Raw genomic sequence first — 17,970 nt, forward strand, 5'->3', positions numbered from 1 at the left:
GCTGTCTGATTACTGACCGAGGTAAGCCGTTTTGAACCGCCGCACCGATCTCCCCTTGATTTACGCCTGCTCCGGCTGCTCCAACGTTGCGCAGTTGGCCAACAATGCCGCTGTGGCGATGGATCGTCGGGGCTTAGCGGAAATGTCCTGTATCTCTGGCGTTGGCGGCGGCGTGAAATCTCTGGTCAAAGTCGCCTGCAGCGGACGCCCCATCATCGCCGTAGACGGCTGTCTGCTCGGCTGCGTCAAGCAGTGTCTGAACAATGTGAATGTGACGCCTAAAGTCTATGTGCGCCTGGACGAGCAGGGCTACCGAAAACGCTATGGCGAAGACTGCTCAGAAGGCGATCTGGAGACTGTCGTCGAGCAGATTCAGACCGCTATGGCGCAAGCCGGGCTGGACTCGCAATGAACGCCTCCGCCACTTTTAAAAATCGCCTTCGCGTCACGTCTGTGACGGACCTTATGGAGGATCCTGAGCTGAGCGCGCCAGTATTGCAGGATAAGTTTGGCCGACGGTTGCACTATTTGCGTCTATCTATCACAGACATCTGCAACTTCCGCTGCAATTACTGCTTACCGGACGGCTATCAATGCAAGACGGAAACACTGCCGTTAACGGTGAGCGAAATTCAGACTCTCACTACCGCCTTCGCCGCCTTGGGAACCCGCAAGGTGCGCATCACGGGCGGCGAGCCGGCCATTCGCCGCGACTTGCCGCAAATCATTAGCGCCTGCGCGCGGACTGAGGGCATACGCAAGGTCGCCCTGACCACCAATGGCTATAACCTGCGCAAGCAGGTCGATACATGGGCGGACGCTGGATTGAGCGCATTGAACGTGAGTGTGGACAGTCTGGACCCGCAACGGTTTCACGCTATTACCGGGCATGACCGATTACATGCGGTGCTTAATGGCGTGGATCGCGCGCTGGAATTGGGGACAATGCAGGTCAAGCTCAACTCTGTTTTGCTGCGAGACTACAATGGCGACCAGCTGACGCCGTTTCTGGATTGGGTGAAGGACAAGCCGGTGGCGGTGCGCTTCATTGAGTTAATGCAAACTGGCGACAACGCCGTATTCTTTCGCGCCAATCACATATCGGGCGCGGAAATCGCAGAACGACTGGAACAGCAGGGTTGGTCATTAATCCCTAAAGACATTGACGCAGGTCCTGCGCAGGAATATCAACATCCTGATTACCGCGGCCGCATCGGCCTGATCATGCCCTACAGCAAAGACTTCTGCGCCACCTGCAATCGGCTGCGCGTCTCCTCTCAAGGCAAACTCCACCTCTGCCTGTTCGCGGAAGCCGGCGTCAACCTCCGCGACCACCTCCGCAACGGCGACGTAGTAGGAACCGTCGCCGCCATCCGCCGCGTGGTGGAAGGCAAACTGCCAGGGCACTCCCTGCATGAGGGGTTTACCGGCGCGATGTCTCATCTGGCGATGTTGGGTGGGTGAGCGTGTATAAGAATAGATTTTGGAGATGACTATTATTTTCTACCAAAGTACATTCCTTGTTGGTCGAATAAGAAGGCATCTTGTTCTGGTCAAATCCCACATCGCCCATACTTGCCCTGATTTCATACTTTTCCAGTAGTTTTCGATAATGTCCGCTGGTGTACTGAGAGCCTCGGTCACTATGGAATACCAAGCCCTTGGGCGGCTTCCGCAAATTATAAGCCTTGATCAGCGCCTGGCTGACCAGGCTCGTTGTCATGCGCTTGTCGATGCGCCACCCGACGATTCTTCGGGAATATAAATCCATGACAATGGCCAGATACATCCAGCCTTCTCCTGTTTTCAGATAGGTCACGTCGCCAGCCCAAACCTGATTGGGCGTTGTAGGATTAAAATTCTGATTCAACAAGTTATCCGCCACCGCATGATGGTGTTTGCGCCTTGTAGTGGGTTTGTAAGCAACGCGTTGCGTGACCTGAAGACCAAGCCGCCTCATGAGCTTGCGAACCCGGTAGCGTCCCACCTGAAAGCCTTCTTCGCGTAGATTCTTCATCATCTCTCGACTGCCCAGACTGCATCGAGAAGCTTTAAACAGTCGCTTCATTCGCCGATGCAGGTGAAGCTCATCAAAATGGATCACCGGCGCGGAGCGCCGACGCCAGGCATAGAATGCTGATCGACTTGCACGCAGAGCCCGGCAAAGCACTTTCACAGGGAAGCGATTCGACTCTGCTTGAATGAAGGCGAACTTTATTTCATTTCTTTCGCGAAGAAGGCCGAAGCCTAATGGGATGGTCTGCTCCCACTAGCCTGAGCGGCTATTCTAAAGAGAGGCCACAGAGGAGAACAGCCATGTCATTATTAATCCGGCACCGATATAATCATGCGGGCATTGCATCATGCTTATATCGGTGCCGGATTAATAAAATGGACGACGCCGGAGCAAGACGCTCAATGGGAAGAAAAGCTTAGAAAGGAGGCTGAGTATCGCAGACAAATGGCGGTCTCAGAGGATGAACTCGCTCTTGAGGAGAAGCTGAAAGAGGCATCAGCGGAGGAGCTGACCAAATATATCGAGCAAGCCATAGACGCGGAGAAGCAAAGCGGCGCTGGCGGCCAAGGAAAAGAATAGTTCGTGTCCGTATGAAATCGAGCATTGGGATTTTGGGCCATCCTAGGTGCTCGCTCCTGTTGTAGAACCCCGCTTGTGCGAGGCCTTCCATATCTGGTTTTTTTCATTTCGTACTTTGGCGATCGGGTGATTGCCTGCCCGTTAAACCGGGTGGCTTTTGACCCGCTTTTCCTTTTTCTGATTTTATGAGCGTTACCTCAGCCAGATCTCTGTGTCTTATCTGGGCGTTGGGGGGCCGAGTGATTTCCTTTGTCCTGGTGCGTAACTTGCTGCACCGGAACTGGAGAGCAGTTGGGAAGGAGCATTGCTTATGGATACGGAGCAAGAGGAAGAGGTAAAGATAATAGCCAGACAAATCTTCGAATACCTGCAGAGCCATCCGTCCGCTGCGGATTCACTGCAAGGCGTCATGCGTTGGTGGCTGGCGGGGGAGGCGGTCAGCTCTCGGGAACGGGTTCTGCGAGCGCTTGAAAGTCTGGTGCGTGAGGGGGTGGTCGGGCGTCGAAGCATAAGTGACGGCGGCGTCATCTTTTATTCACTTGAAAAGCTTTGAAGCGATCGCATGTAAGAATGTAAATGCAGCTGTAATACGCTGCGCCCTCAGGAAAGGAGTTGCATATGAAACCTGATGAATTCATGAAGAAGTACGGCTTTGTAGAAGAGGACGAAAAAGAGCACAGTCTGCAGGAAAACGCCAAAGAGCGGGCCAGGCATTTGCATCGACCTAATGCCGGAACGCCTTTTGACTGGGAGGATTGGGAGCGCTATCAGCAAGAAACTGATGAGGGTGAAGAGAAGACAAACTAGAGGCTTTTCATTGCGGATCGTGTTTTCCTGAGCCTCGTGGCAGCTCCAAAAAAAATCGACAGCCGCCCTCCGGTAGATTCTCGAAGCAGATGCGCCCCTGATGTTGCTCTATGATAGCTTTGCTGATGTAGAGACCAAGACCTGAGCCGCCGGTGCTGCGGTTGGCGGCGGTGCTGGCTTGCGCGAAGCGGGTAAAGAGTCGCTTGGTCAGTTCCTGTGGGATGCCGGGGCCTTGGTCGATGACGTCGATGAGCAGACGCTCTGGCGTATCCTTGAGCGTGACTTTGATCTCCCCACCATGAGGGGAGAATTTCAAGGCGTTGGAAAGAAGATTCTGCAGCACTTGCAATAAGCGATCATGGTCTGCGTCTATCCAGTCCGTTTCCTGGCGTTGATAACGTAGCGTCACATTCTGCAGTGAAGCCGCAGGTGAGATAGTGTCCACGGCCTCCTGGATTAGCTCGGCCGGGTTTAAAGGCGCTATGTCCAGAGTGAGCCGCCCCGACTCGATACGTTCGATGTCCAGCACCTCATTCACCAACTTAACTAAGCGAACCGTATTGTTGCAGGCCATTTGCAGCATATGGGCTTTTTGATCAGGGTTGTGATCGAAACGACCGCTTTGCAGCAGTCCTAATGAACCCTGGATGGCGGTTAAAGGCGTGCGCAACTCGTGACTGACCACCGCCACCCACTCCCTGCGGATGTGGTCGAGCCTGTCTTTCTCAGCTTCTGCGCGACGTCTTGCTTCCTCGTAGATGTGGGCGATGATGGCGACAAAGCTCATTGATGCGACGCTGGCGGACATACGTCCGACTAAAGAGTCGTCCCAACCTTTGCCTTGTATCAGCGCTAAATCGTGGGCCTTGAGAATGGTGAATAAACCGATTGCCGCCAACAGAACGACTCCCGGCGCTCGATATTTGTCGCCGACAAAGCCAGCGATCAGCGGTAACGCTGGCAGCCAGGTCAGCACGCGAGAGGTGAGACCGCCATCGCTCCAGGCGGTGGCGAGAATGATGGAGAGTGTGGACAGCAATAGCAGATCCGCCGCCAGGCCAGGTCGACCTGTCAGCCAGAGTGCAATCAAACCGGATAGCAACGACGGCGTGGCGAAGGCGACCACCAATGTGGAGGCGGTCCAGCCGTCTGTGGCGTAGCGCACCAGCGCCATCGTGGCGGCGCTGATGAAGCCATAGAACAGCAGGCCGACCAGCACTCTTTGGCGGCTTAGTTGCGCCTCGGATAGAGACGCGCCGCCAGGAATAAGTCGGTCGAGCAGACTGACGTGCAGCTCTTTGAGTCTTCTCATGAGGCGTTGCGTTCATTGCTGGACTTTCCAGTGTTCCATCCGTCGCCGTCAATGTGGTCGCTACAGAGTGGGCGGGTTGAAACCAGAGAAAGGCCAGTCCTTGGAGCGCTGGAGTCAGTCTACTGTTTAGCTATCAGTTTAGACGAGAAATCAAGGCGGTTTAGACCAAAAATCAACGTTATAGAGCGGAGTAAAAGTTGGCTTCGTCGCCGGGAGTGGCGCTGCGAGCGGTTTCAAACGCTTTGGACATGGAGTCGGCGATGGCGGCTGCGCGGGTCTTCATTAATTCCGCTTTCGGCCCGGCGTGATGGCGATCTATTTCCTGTCGCCACAGGGTAAGCCAGCGCTCGAAATGCGCTGGGCGCAAAGGGGATTTTGCGTCCAGCGCCGCGTGCGCTTCATAGACTCTGCCTTGAAAACCCGCGCGCACTCCAAACAACAGGGAGTTCCAGAAGGCGACGATGCGCGGCAGATGGGCGGGAAGGTCGATGGCGGCCACATCTGTGAAGAAAAAGCCTACCTGCTCATCGCTTAAAAGCAGGCCATAAAAGCGCTCCACGATATCTTGAATATCGTCGACGCCGGCGATGTCCTGTACAGGCTGAGTGGTCACAAGGCTTCCCCTTTACTATGTTTTTCTTATGCGTCAGCAAAGGCTTTTCGCGCGGCGCCGGGAGCTCCCCAGGCGAATGCGGCGTTCAGCAGTGCGCACATAAACATGACGGCGACAATAGGAATCAGTGTGCCGTCGGAAAGCGCGGATGACAAGGCGCTAATGGCGCCGGAAATGGTGAACTGCAGCGCCCCCATCAACGCAGACGCCGTGCCGCTGTTGCTTTTAAAAAACTGGATGAAGCAGGCGGAGCCGTTTGGCATGGCTGCGCCAAGCGATCCTACAGAAAGCATGAGCGCGGGAGCGAACAGATACAGTGACGGATAGAGGAAAACGATGGCCACCAGCAGGGCCACTCCGAAAGTCTGCAACCAGACCGCCAGTCGCAGCAGTTGAGCGGACTCCACCCAGGTCAGCAGCGCGCGGTTGGCCATGCTCATCAGGGCCATGACAGCGATATTGCCAGCGAAGAGCAGGGAGAATGCAAACTCAGATAAGTTGAACCATTCCTGATAGATGAACGACGCATGGGTCAAAAACGTCAACATGACGCTAAAGCCCAGAGACTGGATAAAAATGAAGCGCAAGGCGGCGGTATTTTTCAGAATCTCCAGATAATCCGCCAGGACGTTGCGTTTGGGTGGCGGAGAGTGTGGCGGGGCATCGGCGAATAAAGAAAACCATAACGTGACGATCACCACGCCCGTATACAGCGCCAGGAACAGGAATATCCAGCGCCAGTCAGCAAAAGCGAGAATAGTGCTGCCTAGTGTCGGAGCGATGGCCGGCGCCGCGATCATGATCAAACCGATCAGAGAAAACAGTTTAGCGGTTTCCTGTCCTTCTGTGCGGTCGCGAATGATGGCGGGCACGCTCACCGCGCACCAGCCGCCGCCAAAGGCCTGGGTAAAGCGCCAGATGAGCAGGGAGGCCAGGCTCTCGCTTTGCGACAACATGAGACAGGAGAACAGGAAGACGCCCAGGCCGGTCAGCATGATCCGGCTGCGGCCAAGGCGGTCCGATAACGGGCCGCCGATTAACTGTCCGATGGCCAGTCCCAGAATATACACGCTGATGCTGAGAGAAACGTCGTGAATATCTGCGCCGATCGCTTTGGCGATATCGGGAAAAGCAGGTAGATAGGTGTCAATGGCGAAAGGGCCAAGGGCGACCGCCATCGCCAGAATAAAGGCTAGACGTGAGTGGCTGCTGGAAGATGTCATGAGAGTCGGCTGCGCTGCGGAGCTTTGCGCAAATAAACAACAAAGCTTGGTTATAACGAAGAAAGCAGGCTAGGATGCCTAATCCTGACCGCCCGGACAAGTGGTAAATTTCGAATTCCTTATGTAATTAATTCGAATTGAAAAATTAACGAATATTGTCACCGCCATTCCGCATATTCCCTTCGGCTGATTTCATTAGTTTGGAATTGCAGTTAGATTGAACTTACCTGAAAACACAATAAAAATTGATTTTATGTTGCACGATAGATCATTTTTACTGAAAGCGAAAGACGCTCTTACTGAAGCGGATCTGCTCAATACGGAAAGCCCGTTTTACGCCAGCGTATTGTTGCGTGAGGCGGGACGCACCATGCTGATGCCGGACCGCATTGGCGCAGCCTGTTGGATTGGAAAAAGCTATTCATTGCGGGATATTCCATCTTCGCAATCGAGATATTACGCCAGATGGTTCAAGGACTTGCTGGATAGATTGCGTCAGGAACGCGTGTTTCTGGTGTATAACGATGAAGCGCCGCCACAGATGCCTATCTTCCAGCGCAGCGCCAGCGGAGATGGCATACAGGCGGCTCCAGATTGCGCTGAACTTGCGGCGCGTTTGCTCGGAGAATTGCATACCGGGACGGCTCAGAGTGCGTCAAGCGAACCTGTCTCTCATACTAATCGGTCTCGTCAGAGAAAGCAGGCGGCCTTGATGTTTGAGTAATGTTTGCACACGCGGGCAAAAAGTGGTCTTATTGCGCGCCTTTTTGTTGTCGTGGTGTTTACATGAAAAAGTTGTTCGCGCTGGTGGTGGTCGCCGGTCTTATTTATCAGTTCAAGCCGGAGTGGATTCCGTTTACCCAGCCCGAAGGCGCCTTTTACGTTGATGGCTCTCCCAGAACGCTACTGTTTACTTTTAGCGATTGCAGGCAACCCTGCGCCAAAGTCAAAGACGAATTAAAACGGAGAGGCGCCGCATTTGAAGAAGTGGTGGTGGACGCCAGTGCGGAAAATCGCCAGCTGTGGGACAGTTTCTCCCCCTATAACTCATTTCCATTGTTGATTGCCGGCAAAGAGCGGGTATATGGCGATATGGGCATTGAGGTGGCGACTGCGCTGGCGTTGAACTATGGCGAGGATTCGCTCACTTCAGAAGAACGTGAGCTGACATCCTCGCATTTCAATGCGGACGGCTCTCCAAGAGTAGTGATGTATGGCGCGGACTGGTGCCCCCATTGTAAAAAGCTGCGCGGCGAGTTTCGGGATGACGGCATGGCGTTTTCTGAGATTGACGTGGAAAAAGCGTATAACAGAGACCAACTTATCCGCACGCTGGGCATCAACGGTTATCCCGTGACTTACGTGGGATATCGTCGTGTGGTGGGGAATGACATCAAAGCTATTAAGAAAGCGCTCGCCAGTTATTAATCCTCGTTAAATATCCAAGCATCAAAAAGGCCGCTGTTGCGGCCTTTTTCACTTCAGGTTCTCCTGCAAAATATTACAGAAAAGCGCGCCCTGTTCGATGGCGTCGTCCAGCGCCACATGGGTATGGGGCAGGGGATCAAACCAATGTTGGGGCATCTTACGCTTGGCGGTTTCCCTGAAGGGCGTTTTCAGCACCGCCATCGCGTAGCTTTTGATGTCCAGCGCAGAGTGAGAAAACGGACTCTCGCCGGTGAATTTCATCAGATACCAGTAGACGAACATAAAGTCGTAGGAAGCGGGATAACCGACGAAAACCGGCTTGCCGGGCAATTGCTTAAGCCACTGCAGATACTGCTGCATGGCCTGTTGCGGCGGCAGCAGGTCCTGGCGACAGGCATCCCAGGCGGCCTGATTCTGCTCCCACCAGGCTTGCGTATCTGGATGGGCGGACGCTTCAGGGAGTGTTTCCAGGTTGGCGGAGAAGGCTCCGACCAATTCCTTTTCCGCCGTATAAGCTGCTGACGCGAAGCTCAGCATGGAATGCGGTCCGGGAATCGGTCCGTCCGCCTCCACATCGGTACTGACATAAATTTCTGGTTTCGCCATGAGTCACCTGTGCTGATTAAATAAGATGGGAATGTCATCGTGGATGAAAACCTCCATGATAGCTTCCAGCAGATATCGCTGCGCTGCGTGCAGTCCTCATGGCTTGTATACAATGGAGAGGGCGCACCTGGAAAGTTAGGCGTTTGGTAGTGACTACCTATTTTTCCGACGTTTTGGGTAGTTTAAGCTTAAACTCCAAATGCATAACCAGCGAGCGTTACTGGGTCTTGTCCAAACGTAGCGCCTCGCTAGTCATTGTGTAGCAAGCCAAAAAGAAAACCGGCCCTTATATCCCTTTCATACGTTACATATCTTCTTGTTTTCCCTAACAAAAAACCGTCAACGTTAATACTCTTTCATCTTTCTTGCAAACACTTTCCTATATGATGGCGTTTCCGTCGATGGAGTGGCGTTTATCCTTTGCTGATGCAGGTTGGCGACGGCAATTTCAGGCTTGCGTTCTATACTAGTGGCAGGACTGAAACCAAGTTTGCGAACTTTTGCAATCTGCGTTGAGGACAAAGGGATGAACGGACAAGAAAGAGTGTTGTTGGACGCCAGGCCGGGGCAGGCGGTTTATAACCGCATTACCTTGCCCTTTTACGATTCCATGGTGCTTGGCTTTTCCAATCATTTCGCTTGGCGTTGTCCATCGGCGAATCTGCTCGAACTGTATAACCGGAACCTGTCCACTTCTCATTTGGAGATGGGCGTGGGCACCGGCTACTTTCTCGATCATTGTACTCCTGCCGTTCGGCTCGAAAAGCTGACGTTATTGGATTTGAATCCAACTTGCCTGCGTTATACGGCCGGTCGCCTTTGGCGCTATCAGCCAATATCCTTAAGGCACAATGCGTTAGAGCCATTCCCTTTGGACTCACATCAGTTCGGCTCTGTGGGATTGAATTACTTACTGCACTGCATGCCCGGCTCGCCGGAACAGAAGGGCGTTGTATTTGATCACGTGAAAGCCGTGTTGGCGGAGGTAGGCGTCTGCTTCGGTTCGACGATCATTAATAACGGTGGGGAATCCCGGTTGGGCGGACTGTTGAAGATGCTCTACAACCGCAAAGGAATTTTCAGCAACCTGAAGGATACCGCCGACGCCTGGATTGAGCAGTTGGAGGCTAGGTTCAGGCGGGTGCAAACGCAAGAGATCGGCGCTGTTCTGTTGTTTTCCGCTAGAGACTGATCTTGTTGCGGTCACTATTTGACTGACGACAAAGAGCTAAGCAAACATGGCAATTACTGCAAAGAGAACCGGAGTCATCGCGACGGTAGCTATTATCTGGCTGATCGCGACATCCTATTTTGTATACCTCAGCCTCACCTCTGAAGCGGACTCTGATCGCAGAAGGGATATGAGAGAGTTTCAGCATGGCGTGGATTTCGTGCGTCGGGCTGACGGTAAATATGTGTTGATCTGGTCCAGTTCCGGATCGCCGTTGGAACCGGAGGAAGCCGACGGCGATGAATGGATACACGATGTTTATTACTCCCACATCGATCCGAAAAATCCTCAGCTTGATCCCGTCACTCTGATTTCCGCGCCGTTGGCGCAAGAGCCGGCCAGTTCCGCCATCAATGACGATGGCCATATCATGGTCACCATGGAAGACGCGTGGAATACGGAGAATGTGCTGGCGCAGACCTTCGGACTCTATGACAGCGACATGAGTCCGATCAAAGCCTATCAGCAAGTCGTCTTTGATGGCGGGCACTCCGGCCATGTGACGGCGGCCGGTAAGCGTTTTGTCGTGTTCTATTCCGAAGAATGGGTGGATGGCGGCGGCGTCGACGATCTCGGCTCTGGCGATGACGTGCTGATGGCGGTCTACGACACCCATGGCGAACTGCTGCATGAACGTGATGTCGCCGTCGGCGACCGCACCCGGGACTGGTGGCCGTTGGCGGCGGGCTCAGATCGGCGCGCTTTGCTGGTGTGGCAGCGTTTCGTGGACGACAAGCCCTACGCGCGCCTGATGTATCGCATGTATGACCCGGTGGACGACAAATGGGTGAAAGGGGAGACCGAGCTGGTCAAAACCCAGGAATATTATACCTATGATGTGCAATACATCGGCGCGATTGATCGCTTTCTGGTGACCGGCGCCTACAGTAATGGCGGCGGGTTTGCCTTTTTGATTGCTCCCGACGGCTCTATCTCAGCCAGAAACACCAGTCTGCCGCCATTGGTGCGAGAGGCCCAGCCTGCTATTCGAACCGTGAATGGCAAACTATTGGCGGTTTATCCTGCTGCGCCAGACAGGCTAATGGTGCTGTCTCTCACCAAGACGTCGATCTCTCTTGAGAAGCGCATACCAGTGGACTATCGCTGGTCCTACATCGGAACCGATGGCATTTTCCTTGATGACGGCACGGTGTATTTCGTGTCCCTGTCCGCTAACGGTCCCAAACAGCTGAAAGTCAGCGTCAACCTCGATTAATCCTCTCTCCCAGGCCGGCGGACTGAGCGCCGTCGGCGATCCCTGTCTATAGTAAAAGTGGCTGTGAATTAAAAAACGAATGGCGATTCTCATAGGGAGTGCACCAAAGCGAAAGGATCAAGGCTATGGCTACAAGACAGGTAAAGTCGGAGAAGGATAAAAGGCTGCAGGGAAGTAGATCGAAACGTCCCTTGGGGATGTTTATGCTGGCGCTGGCGTCAGGACTGTTGGGGTCTTGCGCATTGAAACAACAAGGAAACTGGATACAGGAGGGAGAGACTGTGCCCGGCGGCAAGGGCAACGTGGTGGATCTGGATCAGGGCTGGACCGACGACACCCAGGCGGCGTTTTATTTCTCCTCACAAGGCTCGCGCATCATTCCCTACAAATGGTTTCTGGTGCTGGAGCGGAAGGACAGTCAGGCGCTGTTTCGCGCAGATGACCATATGGAGCGCATGCGCTATCTGCCGTCTACGCAGGTGGGCTCATGGAATCCGGATGGATTGCCGGTAGGCTTCGTCAAAGATGTCGGAAAAGACGGCGAGCAATGGATGGGCTTTAGCTGCGCCGCCTGCCATACGGGGCAAGTCAGCTACCGGGGGCAGGAGATTCGTATCGACGGCGGCCCGACCCTGGGCGACGTGCAGACTTTCAACGCCGCGCTGGTGGATGCGTTGAGCAGCACCTATCAGGACAACGCCAAGTTCGACCGTTTCGCTATCAATGTATTGGGTGAGCCGGACATGGAAGCGAAATTCAAACTGCGTCAGGCGTTGTTGGCGCAAACGGAAGAGCTGGCCACCCGCAATCTGATCAATCACTCCGCGCCCCATCAGCCGGATTATGGCTATGGGCGGGTGGACGCCATCGGGCAGATCTTCAATCAGATTATGGTGTACTTCAACGATATGCCCAACAATGGGCATCCCGCCAATGCGCCGGTGAGCTATCCGTTTCTGTGGGGAACTCAGCAGTCGGATGTGGTGCAGTGGACAGGCTTTGCGCCTAATGGCCCGTTTGATTTCGGCGCGCTGATTCGCAATGCGGGCGAAGTGCTTGGTGTGTATGGCCAGATTAATATTCCTGACGATAAATCGGTGTATCGTTACAAGTCCTCCTTTGATATCAAAGGATTGGGTGATCTGGAGGCCTGGGTGGCGGATTTGCGTTCGCCGGCGTGGCCGACGGAGTACCTTCCTGCTGTCAATCCAGAAGTCGCGGCCCAGGGTAAAATGCACTATGACAAATACTGCCTGAGCTGCCATCAAGTGATCCCCCGCAGTCGTGAAGCGGCGGTCTACAACGCGGTGCTGACGCCCATCAACCAGGTGGGTACTGATCCGTTGGAGTGGACCAACATGATGAAGTGCTATGAAGCCGGTAAGTATGAAGGCCGCAAGAGTATGGGCATTGTCGGCGATCCCATTCCCGCCGCGACATCCGGGCTTGAACCTTTGGTGAACGCCGCAGTGGGCGGTTTGCTGGAGCACACGGCGGACTCCATTGACGCAGCCTCTGTGGACTATGCGACCGAACTGCATTCTGAGAAGGCGCGCCTGGAGAAAATCCAGGATATTCTGGGGCAGTTCAAAATCAAGCAATCGCCATCCGTCGCCTGCGGCGATAATCTTCCGATCAGTGAGGGAACATATAAAGCGCGTCCATTGAACGGCATATGGGCGACGGCCCCTTATCTGCATAACGGCTCAGTGCCGAATCTGTATGAGTTGTTGCTGCCGGCGTCGCAGCGTTCCAAGAAGTTCTATCTGGGCTCGCGGGAACTGGATGTGGCTAAGGTCGGCTATGTTTCACAGCCTCACATGACTTTGTCAGACGGCACGTTGATCAAGACGTTTGAATACGATACGAGCCTGAAAGGCAATTCCAACAGCGGGCATGAGTATGGCGCTAAAGACCTGAAAGAGGCCGAACGCATGGCGTTGGTGGAGTATTTGAAAACGTTGTGAGGCGATCTCCGTCGAGATAACCGGAGCGCCGTGAGGCGTTCCGGTCTGATCGAGTTTTGATGCCGCAGGGGAAGGATTAGCCTCCCATATGCTCCACCAGCGCCCGAATTTCTGGGTCTCTGACCTCAAAGGTCTCGAACACGCCCAACTGACGCAGGCCCGGGATAAGCCCCAGCAAGTCTTTTTTCGCCGCTTCCCGGTCCGCGTCAGAAAGGCTTGTATCCTTCATATCCCGAGCGCTGAGCATAAACGCGGCGATTGACCCTTTGCGTAAAGTCACGCCCTGATGGGCGAACATGTTTTCGTTTTCAGCAAGCACTTGTTCTGGTTTCATATCAGCAATCTCCTTTGGGGTTAACGGCTCCTGATGTGGGAACCGGATTGATTTCCATGTTATTTCCTTCTAAATTGACCGGCTAACGCCAATCAGAAAATAAATTGCTCAATCCGGCCAAATTTGTGTCTTCCATACGTGCTAATGCCGGTTCGCCGGTTTTACCTCAAGATATTTTGGTGCGCCGCCTAAGATCAGAGGGGGCGGAAGAACGGGAAGGGCACTCTCATGAACATGGGCAATTGTTCTGTGTATTGCAGGGGCTGACGGTGGTGGATACGGATGCCGGGCGCTGGTTAATGCCGTCCAGACGTCTGGGCTGGATACCCCCATGCGTACGGCATGGCGCGCAGTATTTCGGCGCCATAGCGGGCTGGAGCCTTTACTTGCATCCTGATATTTGCGAACCCTTGCCAGACAAGCCATGCGTCTACGAAGCAAACGCCTTGATGACGCCTATCATCGCGCGAATTGCTGAGTGGCCCGGCGGCGAGCCTCTGGATGCTCCCCGTCGTCGTTTATTGCATGTTTTGCTGGATGAAATTCAAGCGGCGCAACAACCCGCACTGCACCTGCCCATGCCAAGAGACCAACGCCTTCTGCGTCTGAGCCATAAACTGCTCGGAGCCCCGGAAAACAACGATTCCTTGCTGGCGCTGGCCAGTGACATCGGCATGAGCGAACGCACGCTTACCCGCAAATTCCGCGAAGAAACCGGTCTGTCCCTGGGACAATGGCGACAACTGGCCAGACTGGCCCGCGCCCTCGAACTACTGGCCCAGGGCGTCCCCGTCACCCAAACCGCCCTCGACCTGGGATACGACAGCGTCAGCGCCTTTATTACGCTGTTTCGGCGTTATTTTGGGGAGACGCCGGGGCGGTATTTGAAGTAATGGTGGCATATGGCTAACGGTACTGAAGCTTTGTTTCAGAGTATTCCGACGTTATTTCGAATTAAGACAATGTGAGAACGTATTTTGCCTATGAAGGAGTGGGGTCGCTGTGATGAGTATATTTTTTTGACTCTTCTATCATTTTCTCATTTTCGAGTCTCCTAACCTCGGAGTATAAAGTTTTTTCTACTGTATCTGCGTGTTGGTCAAATAATGGTTGTCCAAATAAGGAATAAAAAAGCGCGCCAAGGTATCCATACGATATTTCAGTTCCTAAATTGAACGCGAAGATGCTGACTCCTCCAAGCACCATGAAGACAATGGAATACCTTCTTATCATTCCCTTGTTACGTACGCTTCTAATCGCCTCATTGAGCTTATCAATATTTCTCTTCGTCATATTTCCCTGATGAAACCTTAATTAGATTCGGTACGAAGAGAATACCTTTACGACACAAAGGCTTGCAAACGATTCGGCTCTGGATTGAGCAGAGTAATGGCCTTATTGTGGTGTGCAAGCGGTTCTTGGCGTCCAGGTGTTGGGATGCTGATTTCCTCATTTCTTACACACTTCTTCCGTAGTTCCTGCGGATTCGCCTCTTACTATGTATTTCACGGATCAGGAAGCGCAACGTGAACAACAGAGGTAGGTGGCTGTATGAAAAACTATTTGAAAATAAAGAGCTTAAATGAGTCGCATGGAGCGTTTGGTAAAGCGGGCGGGGCCGGTCTGGTTGCGCTGTGTTTGAGCGCGGGTTTGGCGCTGTCTGGATGTGGCGGGTCTGCGGCGGTGTCGGATAGCGCAGCGGATGATTCTTCTGGAACAGTGGTCGACGATAGTTCCTCCAGCGATTTTTCGGGTAGTTCTGGGGACGCCTTCAGCGTTGATATCACCAACGCCATTTTTACTGAAACCAGCGGCGACTGCGCTGACTATGACAACACGCTTGAAGCGTCCGTGACGGATATCCAGCGTGGACTTGGTTTTGATGCGGCGGTGACTATTAGCAGCGACTCGGACAGTTGCACGCTGACTTCCAACTCCATTCCTAACCACGATTTTAACGACGCCACCGCGCATTTCGCCAACAACGTGGCGGAGGTCAGTCAGAGCTTCAGTATTCCCAGAAACCCTTCTTCCGCCTCTTCCACCACCTCGCTCAGTCAGCGTCTGGTGAACGGCGTGATGTTGAACGGCGTCATATTGGATCTGTTGTCTGCCGGTTGCTATAACCCCTCCAGCCCTATGGCGGATTCAGACGGCAACACCGCCATTGGGTGTCCAGATACGTCCGACTGGTTATTGGACCCTCTCGGCACGGACAGCAAATTTGGCGCGGACGCCCATAACGCCCACACCCAGCCAGGCGGACTGTACCATTATCATGGCAACCCCAACGCCATGTTCGACAGCAACCCCGGACCAAACGGATCGCCGGTGATTGGTTTCGCGGCGGACGGTTTTCCCATCTACGGCAGCTATTTCCTGGACCCTGATTCAGGCACGGTGCGCAAAGCCGTGTCCGGCTACACCCTAAAGACCGGCGCCCGGGGGACTAAAAGTACGAGTAACCCGGGCGGCTCCTACGATGGAACCTATATTGACGACTGGGAGTTCACCAATGCCGGCGACCTTGACGCCTGTAACGGCATGACAGTGGACGGTCAGTACGGCTACTACGTGACGGATGCTTATCCCTGGGTGTTGAATTGCTTCCGCGGCGCGCCTGACAGCTCGTTCTACAAATAATGGGAGGTTGGCGATGAGCGCTTTCAGATTCGCATTCGCAGCGTTGTTTGCTCTTCTGACCGCCCCGGCGTGGGCGCACCAGGCTGGCGTTACCGATACCGCTGTGCAGATCGGCGCCAGTAAGGTGAAAGTTGTGTATACCGCGCCAGAGGCGGAGCTCGTCGCCGACTCAGTCATCGCTTCCAGGAGCGAAGCGATGACTGCCCTGGTTGGCGCAGGCTTTCAATTGCGTAACGATAATCGCGCCTGCGCGCTGATCGACGCCCGCTCACAGACCCTGGATCAAATCGCCTCGCGGCAGTTCGCCATGCTTTACGATTGTGGCGGCGATGTCGGCGTATTAACGGTTAGCTATCTCCTGTTGCAAGACAATGCCGAGCACAAGAACTTTGTGCGCATTGTCCTGGCGGACCGGACCGCCACGGTGGTGTTTGATAGCGATCGTAGAACCCAGGAAATCCCCGTCGCGCAGTCTTTGCGGGCATGGAGCAAAGCACTGACGGACGACTTTATGGGGGACTTGGGCGGCTCCAGCGGCATGAGCCAGTATTCCGACTATTTTATGCTGGGGCTGGAGCACATTGTTTTCGGCTTTGATCATCTTTTATTTCTGCTAGGCCTCTTGCTGCTGCCTTTAGGGTGGAAACAGCTGGCTGCGCTGATTACCTCCTTTACTGTCGCGCACTCTATTACGCTGGCGGCCTCCGTATTGAATTGGATCAGCCCACCGATGATGTGGGTGGAGGCGGGCATTGCGTTAAGCATTGTCTATGTGGCCCTGGAGAATCTGTGGGAGCTGCGTGGTGAACCGACCGCGAAAACTCTGGCTGCCCGTTGGAAGCGGCGTTTACTGGTGACGTTCTCATTCGGATTGATTCACGGCTTCGGCTTTTCGTTCATCCTGCGGGAAATCGGGCTCGGCGACCAACTTGCCGGGGCGCTGATGTCGTTCAATATAGGCGTGGAGGTGGGGCAGATCGCTATCGTAACGGCGGCGTACGCCTTGATCTATTACGCGATGAAAGACTGGAATCTGTTGCGGATGGCGCGGGTTGGCTCGTTGTTTGTGGCGGCGATGGGCGGTTATTGGCTGGTGGAGCGCTTAGCCGCCTGACGCAGGAAAACGCGGCGTCGAGCCTGTTTCAGCAGACGGTTAATCGCGGAAGAATTATTTGCGTCGGGCTGTATTGAGCGCCCCGAAAGGCGTGGATAAAATCGCCGGATTTCCAACTATCGTCGGTGAGACAGCATATGTGGCGTTCGGTTTCTTCAAGCGAGCAGGGACAACAGCAGGAACGGCGTCCAGCCTCTGGCGGCGTCAAGGAATCCAGCTTCTGGCTGAGTCAGATATTCATGTTGGCGGCGACCGTGCTGGGGGTATTTCTCGCTGCCCAGGAAGGCCTCAATCAGGCGATTGCGTTTGACGACCTGACATCCCGTCAGAACAACTATTATTTACGCAGCTCCCTGGCCAGCGAGTTGCAGAGCAATATTGCCCAGGCCAAGGAGTATGCAGCGTTTGTGCAACGGTCCAGCGACAATACGATCAAACAGTATCCGCTGCAGTTGGACCTGTTTGTGTGGGAGAGCATGCGCTATTCCTCCGCCACCCTGGAGACGCCATCGGAGTTTATCTCTGAGATTCAGCGCTTCTATCGAGAAGCCAATGACATTCGCCAGAAGATTGAGCGTAGAGTTTATAGTTCTGAGTTTGGTGGACAGGAGCTGCTGAAAGTGACGGAGCGCATGGAGAAAGACGTCGCGCCAAAATTGCGCGCCAACATCGATGGCCTGAAAAAGTCACTGGCGGACAAGGGCGTAGTGTTGGATTGAAACCGTTGCGTGGGCGACGATGTCGCCCAAAATGTTCAATTATTCCACAGACTTGCTTGCATTCTAGTGGGATGGGCTTGATCAGATTTTCTACGAGTGTTAGAACTTGATCCTGTCCACTAACGGAAAGACTTATCGCCACGCCATAAGCAAGGGATAAA

Annotated in this window: 20 protein-coding genes and 1 pseudogene; 14 read left to right on the top strand and 7 right to left on the bottom strand. The window is 54.0% G+C overall.

What is annotated here, in order from left to right; translation table 11 throughout:
• Nucleotides 1–31 precede the first annotated feature (31 nt).
• Together EUZ85_RS14625 and moaA are read left to right on the top strand one after the other, a co-directional pair.
• Nucleotides 32–412: a putative zinc-binding protein gene (locus EUZ85_RS14625; protein WP_127969985.1), complete on the top strand. Its 381-nt coding sequence runs from the start codon at nt 32–34 to the stop codon at nt 410–412.
• A complete protein-coding gene (gene moaA, locus EUZ85_RS14630; protein ID WP_370454940.1) occupies nt 409–1,464 on the top strand; it encodes a GTP 3',8-cyclase MoaA in 1,056 nt (351 codons plus the stop codon). The genes EUZ85_RS14625 and moaA overlap by 4 nt, the downstream gene beginning before the upstream one ends.
• A gap of 94 nt (nt 1,465–1,558) precedes the next feature.
• Here the strand turns inward: moaA and EUZ85_RS14635 are convergent.
• Nucleotides 1,559–2,266: pseudogene (locus tag EUZ85_RS14635) on the bottom strand (IS3 family transposase); the annotation flags it as partial.
• 81 nt (nt 2,267–2,347) lie between these two features.
• On the opposite strand from EUZ85_RS14635, the gene EUZ85_RS14640 reads away from it, so the two are divergent.
• From EUZ85_RS14640 to EUZ85_RS14650, 3 genes are all read left to right on the top strand, one after another.
• Nucleotides 2,348–2,596 carry a hypothetical protein gene (locus EUZ85_RS14640; RefSeq protein WP_127969987.1) on the top strand — a complete coding sequence of 83 codons (249 nt, stop codon included), beginning with the start codon at nt 2,348–2,350 and terminating at the stop codon, nt 2,594–2,596.
• A gap of 310 nt (nt 2,597–2,906) precedes the next feature.
• Nucleotides 2,907–3,149, top strand: a complete 243-nt coding sequence (locus tag EUZ85_RS14645; protein WP_127969988.1) for a hypothetical protein — start codon at nt 2,907–2,909, stop codon at nt 3,147–3,149.
• Nucleotides 3,150–3,214: 65 nt separating this feature from the next.
• Nucleotides 3,215–3,403 (top strand): hypothetical protein, encoded by a 189-nt coding sequence (locus EUZ85_RS14650; RefSeq protein WP_206618064.1) that lies wholly within the window; start codon nt 3,215–3,217, stop codon nt 3,401–3,403.
• 7 nt (nt 3,404–3,410) lie between these two features.
• Here the strand turns inward: EUZ85_RS14650 and EUZ85_RS14655 are convergent, their stop codons facing one another.
• From EUZ85_RS14655 to EUZ85_RS14665, 3 genes are all read right to left on the bottom strand, one after another.
• Nucleotides 3,411–4,715 carry a cell wall metabolism sensor histidine kinase WalK gene (locus EUZ85_RS14655; protein WP_127969990.1) on the bottom strand — a complete coding sequence of 435 codons (1,305 nt, stop codon included), beginning with the start codon at nt 4,713–4,715 and terminating at the stop codon, nt 3,411–3,413.
• A 178-nt stretch (nt 4,716–4,893) separates the two neighbouring features.
• Complete coding sequence (locus EUZ85_RS14660) at nt 4,894–5,328, bottom strand: group III truncated hemoglobin (protein ID WP_127969991.1); 435 nt, start codon at nt 5,326–5,328, stop codon at nt 4,894–4,896.
• 26 nt (nt 5,329–5,354) lie between these two features.
• The gene (locus EUZ85_RS14665) at nt 5,355–6,551 is read right to left on the bottom strand and encodes a multidrug effflux MFS transporter (RefSeq protein ID WP_127969992.1); all 1,197 of its coding nucleotides are present in this window, start codon (nt 6,549–6,551) and stop codon (nt 5,355–5,357) included.
• Between the two features lie 253 nt (nt 6,552–6,804).
• Between EUZ85_RS14665 and EUZ85_RS14670 the strand changes: the two genes are divergently transcribed.
• Together EUZ85_RS14670 and EUZ85_RS14675 are read left to right on the top strand one after the other, a co-directional pair.
• Nucleotides 6,805–7,275, top strand: coding sequence for a hypothetical protein (locus EUZ85_RS14670; RefSeq protein WP_127969993.1), 471 nt, complete (start codon nt 6,805–6,807; stop codon nt 7,273–7,275).
• Between the two features lie 62 nt (nt 7,276–7,337).
• Nucleotides 7,338–7,979, top strand: coding sequence for a glutaredoxin domain-containing protein (locus tag EUZ85_RS14675; RefSeq protein ID WP_164887250.1), 642 nt, complete (start codon nt 7,338–7,340; stop codon nt 7,977–7,979).
• A gap of 48 nt (nt 7,980–8,027) precedes the next feature.
• Here the strand turns inward: EUZ85_RS14675 and EUZ85_RS14680 are convergent, their stop codons facing one another.
• Nucleotides 8,028–8,585, bottom strand: coding sequence for an exonuclease (locus tag EUZ85_RS14680; RefSeq protein ID WP_127969995.1), 558 nt, complete (start codon nt 8,583–8,585; stop codon nt 8,028–8,030).
• 526 nt (nt 8,586–9,111) lie between these two features.
• Between EUZ85_RS14680 and EUZ85_RS14685 the strand changes: the two genes are divergently transcribed.
• From EUZ85_RS14685 to EUZ85_RS14695, 3 genes are all read left to right on the top strand, one after another.
• Entirely contained in the window at nt 9,112–9,777 is a 666-nt protein-coding gene (locus EUZ85_RS14685; RefSeq protein WP_127969996.1) for a class I SAM-dependent methyltransferase, read from the top strand.
• A 46-nt stretch (nt 9,778–9,823) separates the two neighbouring features.
• The gene (locus tag EUZ85_RS14690) at nt 9,824–11,032 is read left to right on the top strand and encodes a hypothetical protein (RefSeq protein WP_206618066.1); all 1,209 of its coding nucleotides are present in this window, start codon (nt 9,824–9,826) and stop codon (nt 11,030–11,032) included.
• Between the two features lie 125 nt (nt 11,033–11,157).
• On the top strand, nt 11,158–12,999 hold the full coding sequence (locus tag EUZ85_RS14695; protein ID WP_127969997.1) for a di-heme-cytochrome C peroxidase: 1,842 nt from the start codon (nt 11,158–11,160) through the stop codon (nt 12,997–12,999).
• A gap of 76 nt (nt 13,000–13,075) precedes the next feature.
• On the opposite strand, the gene EUZ85_RS14700 is transcribed toward EUZ85_RS14695, so the two are convergent.
• Nucleotides 13,076–13,333, bottom strand: coding sequence for a hypothetical protein (locus EUZ85_RS14700; RefSeq protein WP_127969998.1), 258 nt, complete (start codon nt 13,331–13,333; stop codon nt 13,076–13,078).
• A gap of 179 nt (nt 13,334–13,512) precedes the next feature.
• Between EUZ85_RS14700 and EUZ85_RS14705 the strand changes: the two genes are divergently transcribed.
• Entirely contained in the window at nt 13,513–14,226 is a 714-nt protein-coding gene (locus EUZ85_RS14705) for a helix-turn-helix transcriptional regulator (protein WP_127969999.1), read from the top strand.
• Between the two features lie 88 nt (nt 14,227–14,314).
• Here EUZ85_RS14705 and EUZ85_RS14710 read toward each other — a convergent pair whose 3' ends face one another.
• On the bottom strand, nt 14,315–14,626 hold the full coding sequence (locus tag EUZ85_RS14710; protein WP_127970000.1) for a hypothetical protein: 312 nt from the start codon (nt 14,624–14,626) through the stop codon (nt 14,315–14,317).
• Nucleotides 14,627–14,884: 258 nt separating this feature from the next.
• On the opposite strand from EUZ85_RS14710, the gene EUZ85_RS14715 reads away from it, so the two are divergent.
• The 3 genes from EUZ85_RS14715 (at nt 14,885) to EUZ85_RS14725 (ending at nt 17,809) form a co-directional block, all read left to right on the top strand.
• Nucleotides 14,885–15,976 (top strand): YHYH protein, encoded by a 1,092-nt coding sequence (locus EUZ85_RS14715; RefSeq protein ID WP_127970001.1) that lies wholly within the window; start codon nt 14,885–14,887, stop codon nt 15,974–15,976.
• A gap of 13 nt (nt 15,977–15,989) precedes the next feature.
• Nucleotides 15,990–17,090: a HupE/UreJ family protein gene (locus tag EUZ85_RS14720; protein ID WP_127970002.1), complete on the top strand. Its 1,101-nt coding sequence runs from the start codon at nt 15,990–15,992 to the stop codon at nt 17,088–17,090.
• Between the two features lie 137 nt (nt 17,091–17,227).
• Entirely contained in the window at nt 17,228–17,809 is a 582-nt protein-coding gene (locus EUZ85_RS14725) for a hypothetical protein (RefSeq protein WP_127970003.1), read from the top strand.
• Nucleotides 17,810–17,970: the final 161 nt, after the last annotated feature.

Origin of the sequence: Hahella sp. KA22, assembly GCF_004135205.1 — a bacterium.
Classification (GTDB): Bacteria; Pseudomonadota; Gammaproteobacteria; order Pseudomonadales; family Oleiphilaceae; genus Hahella.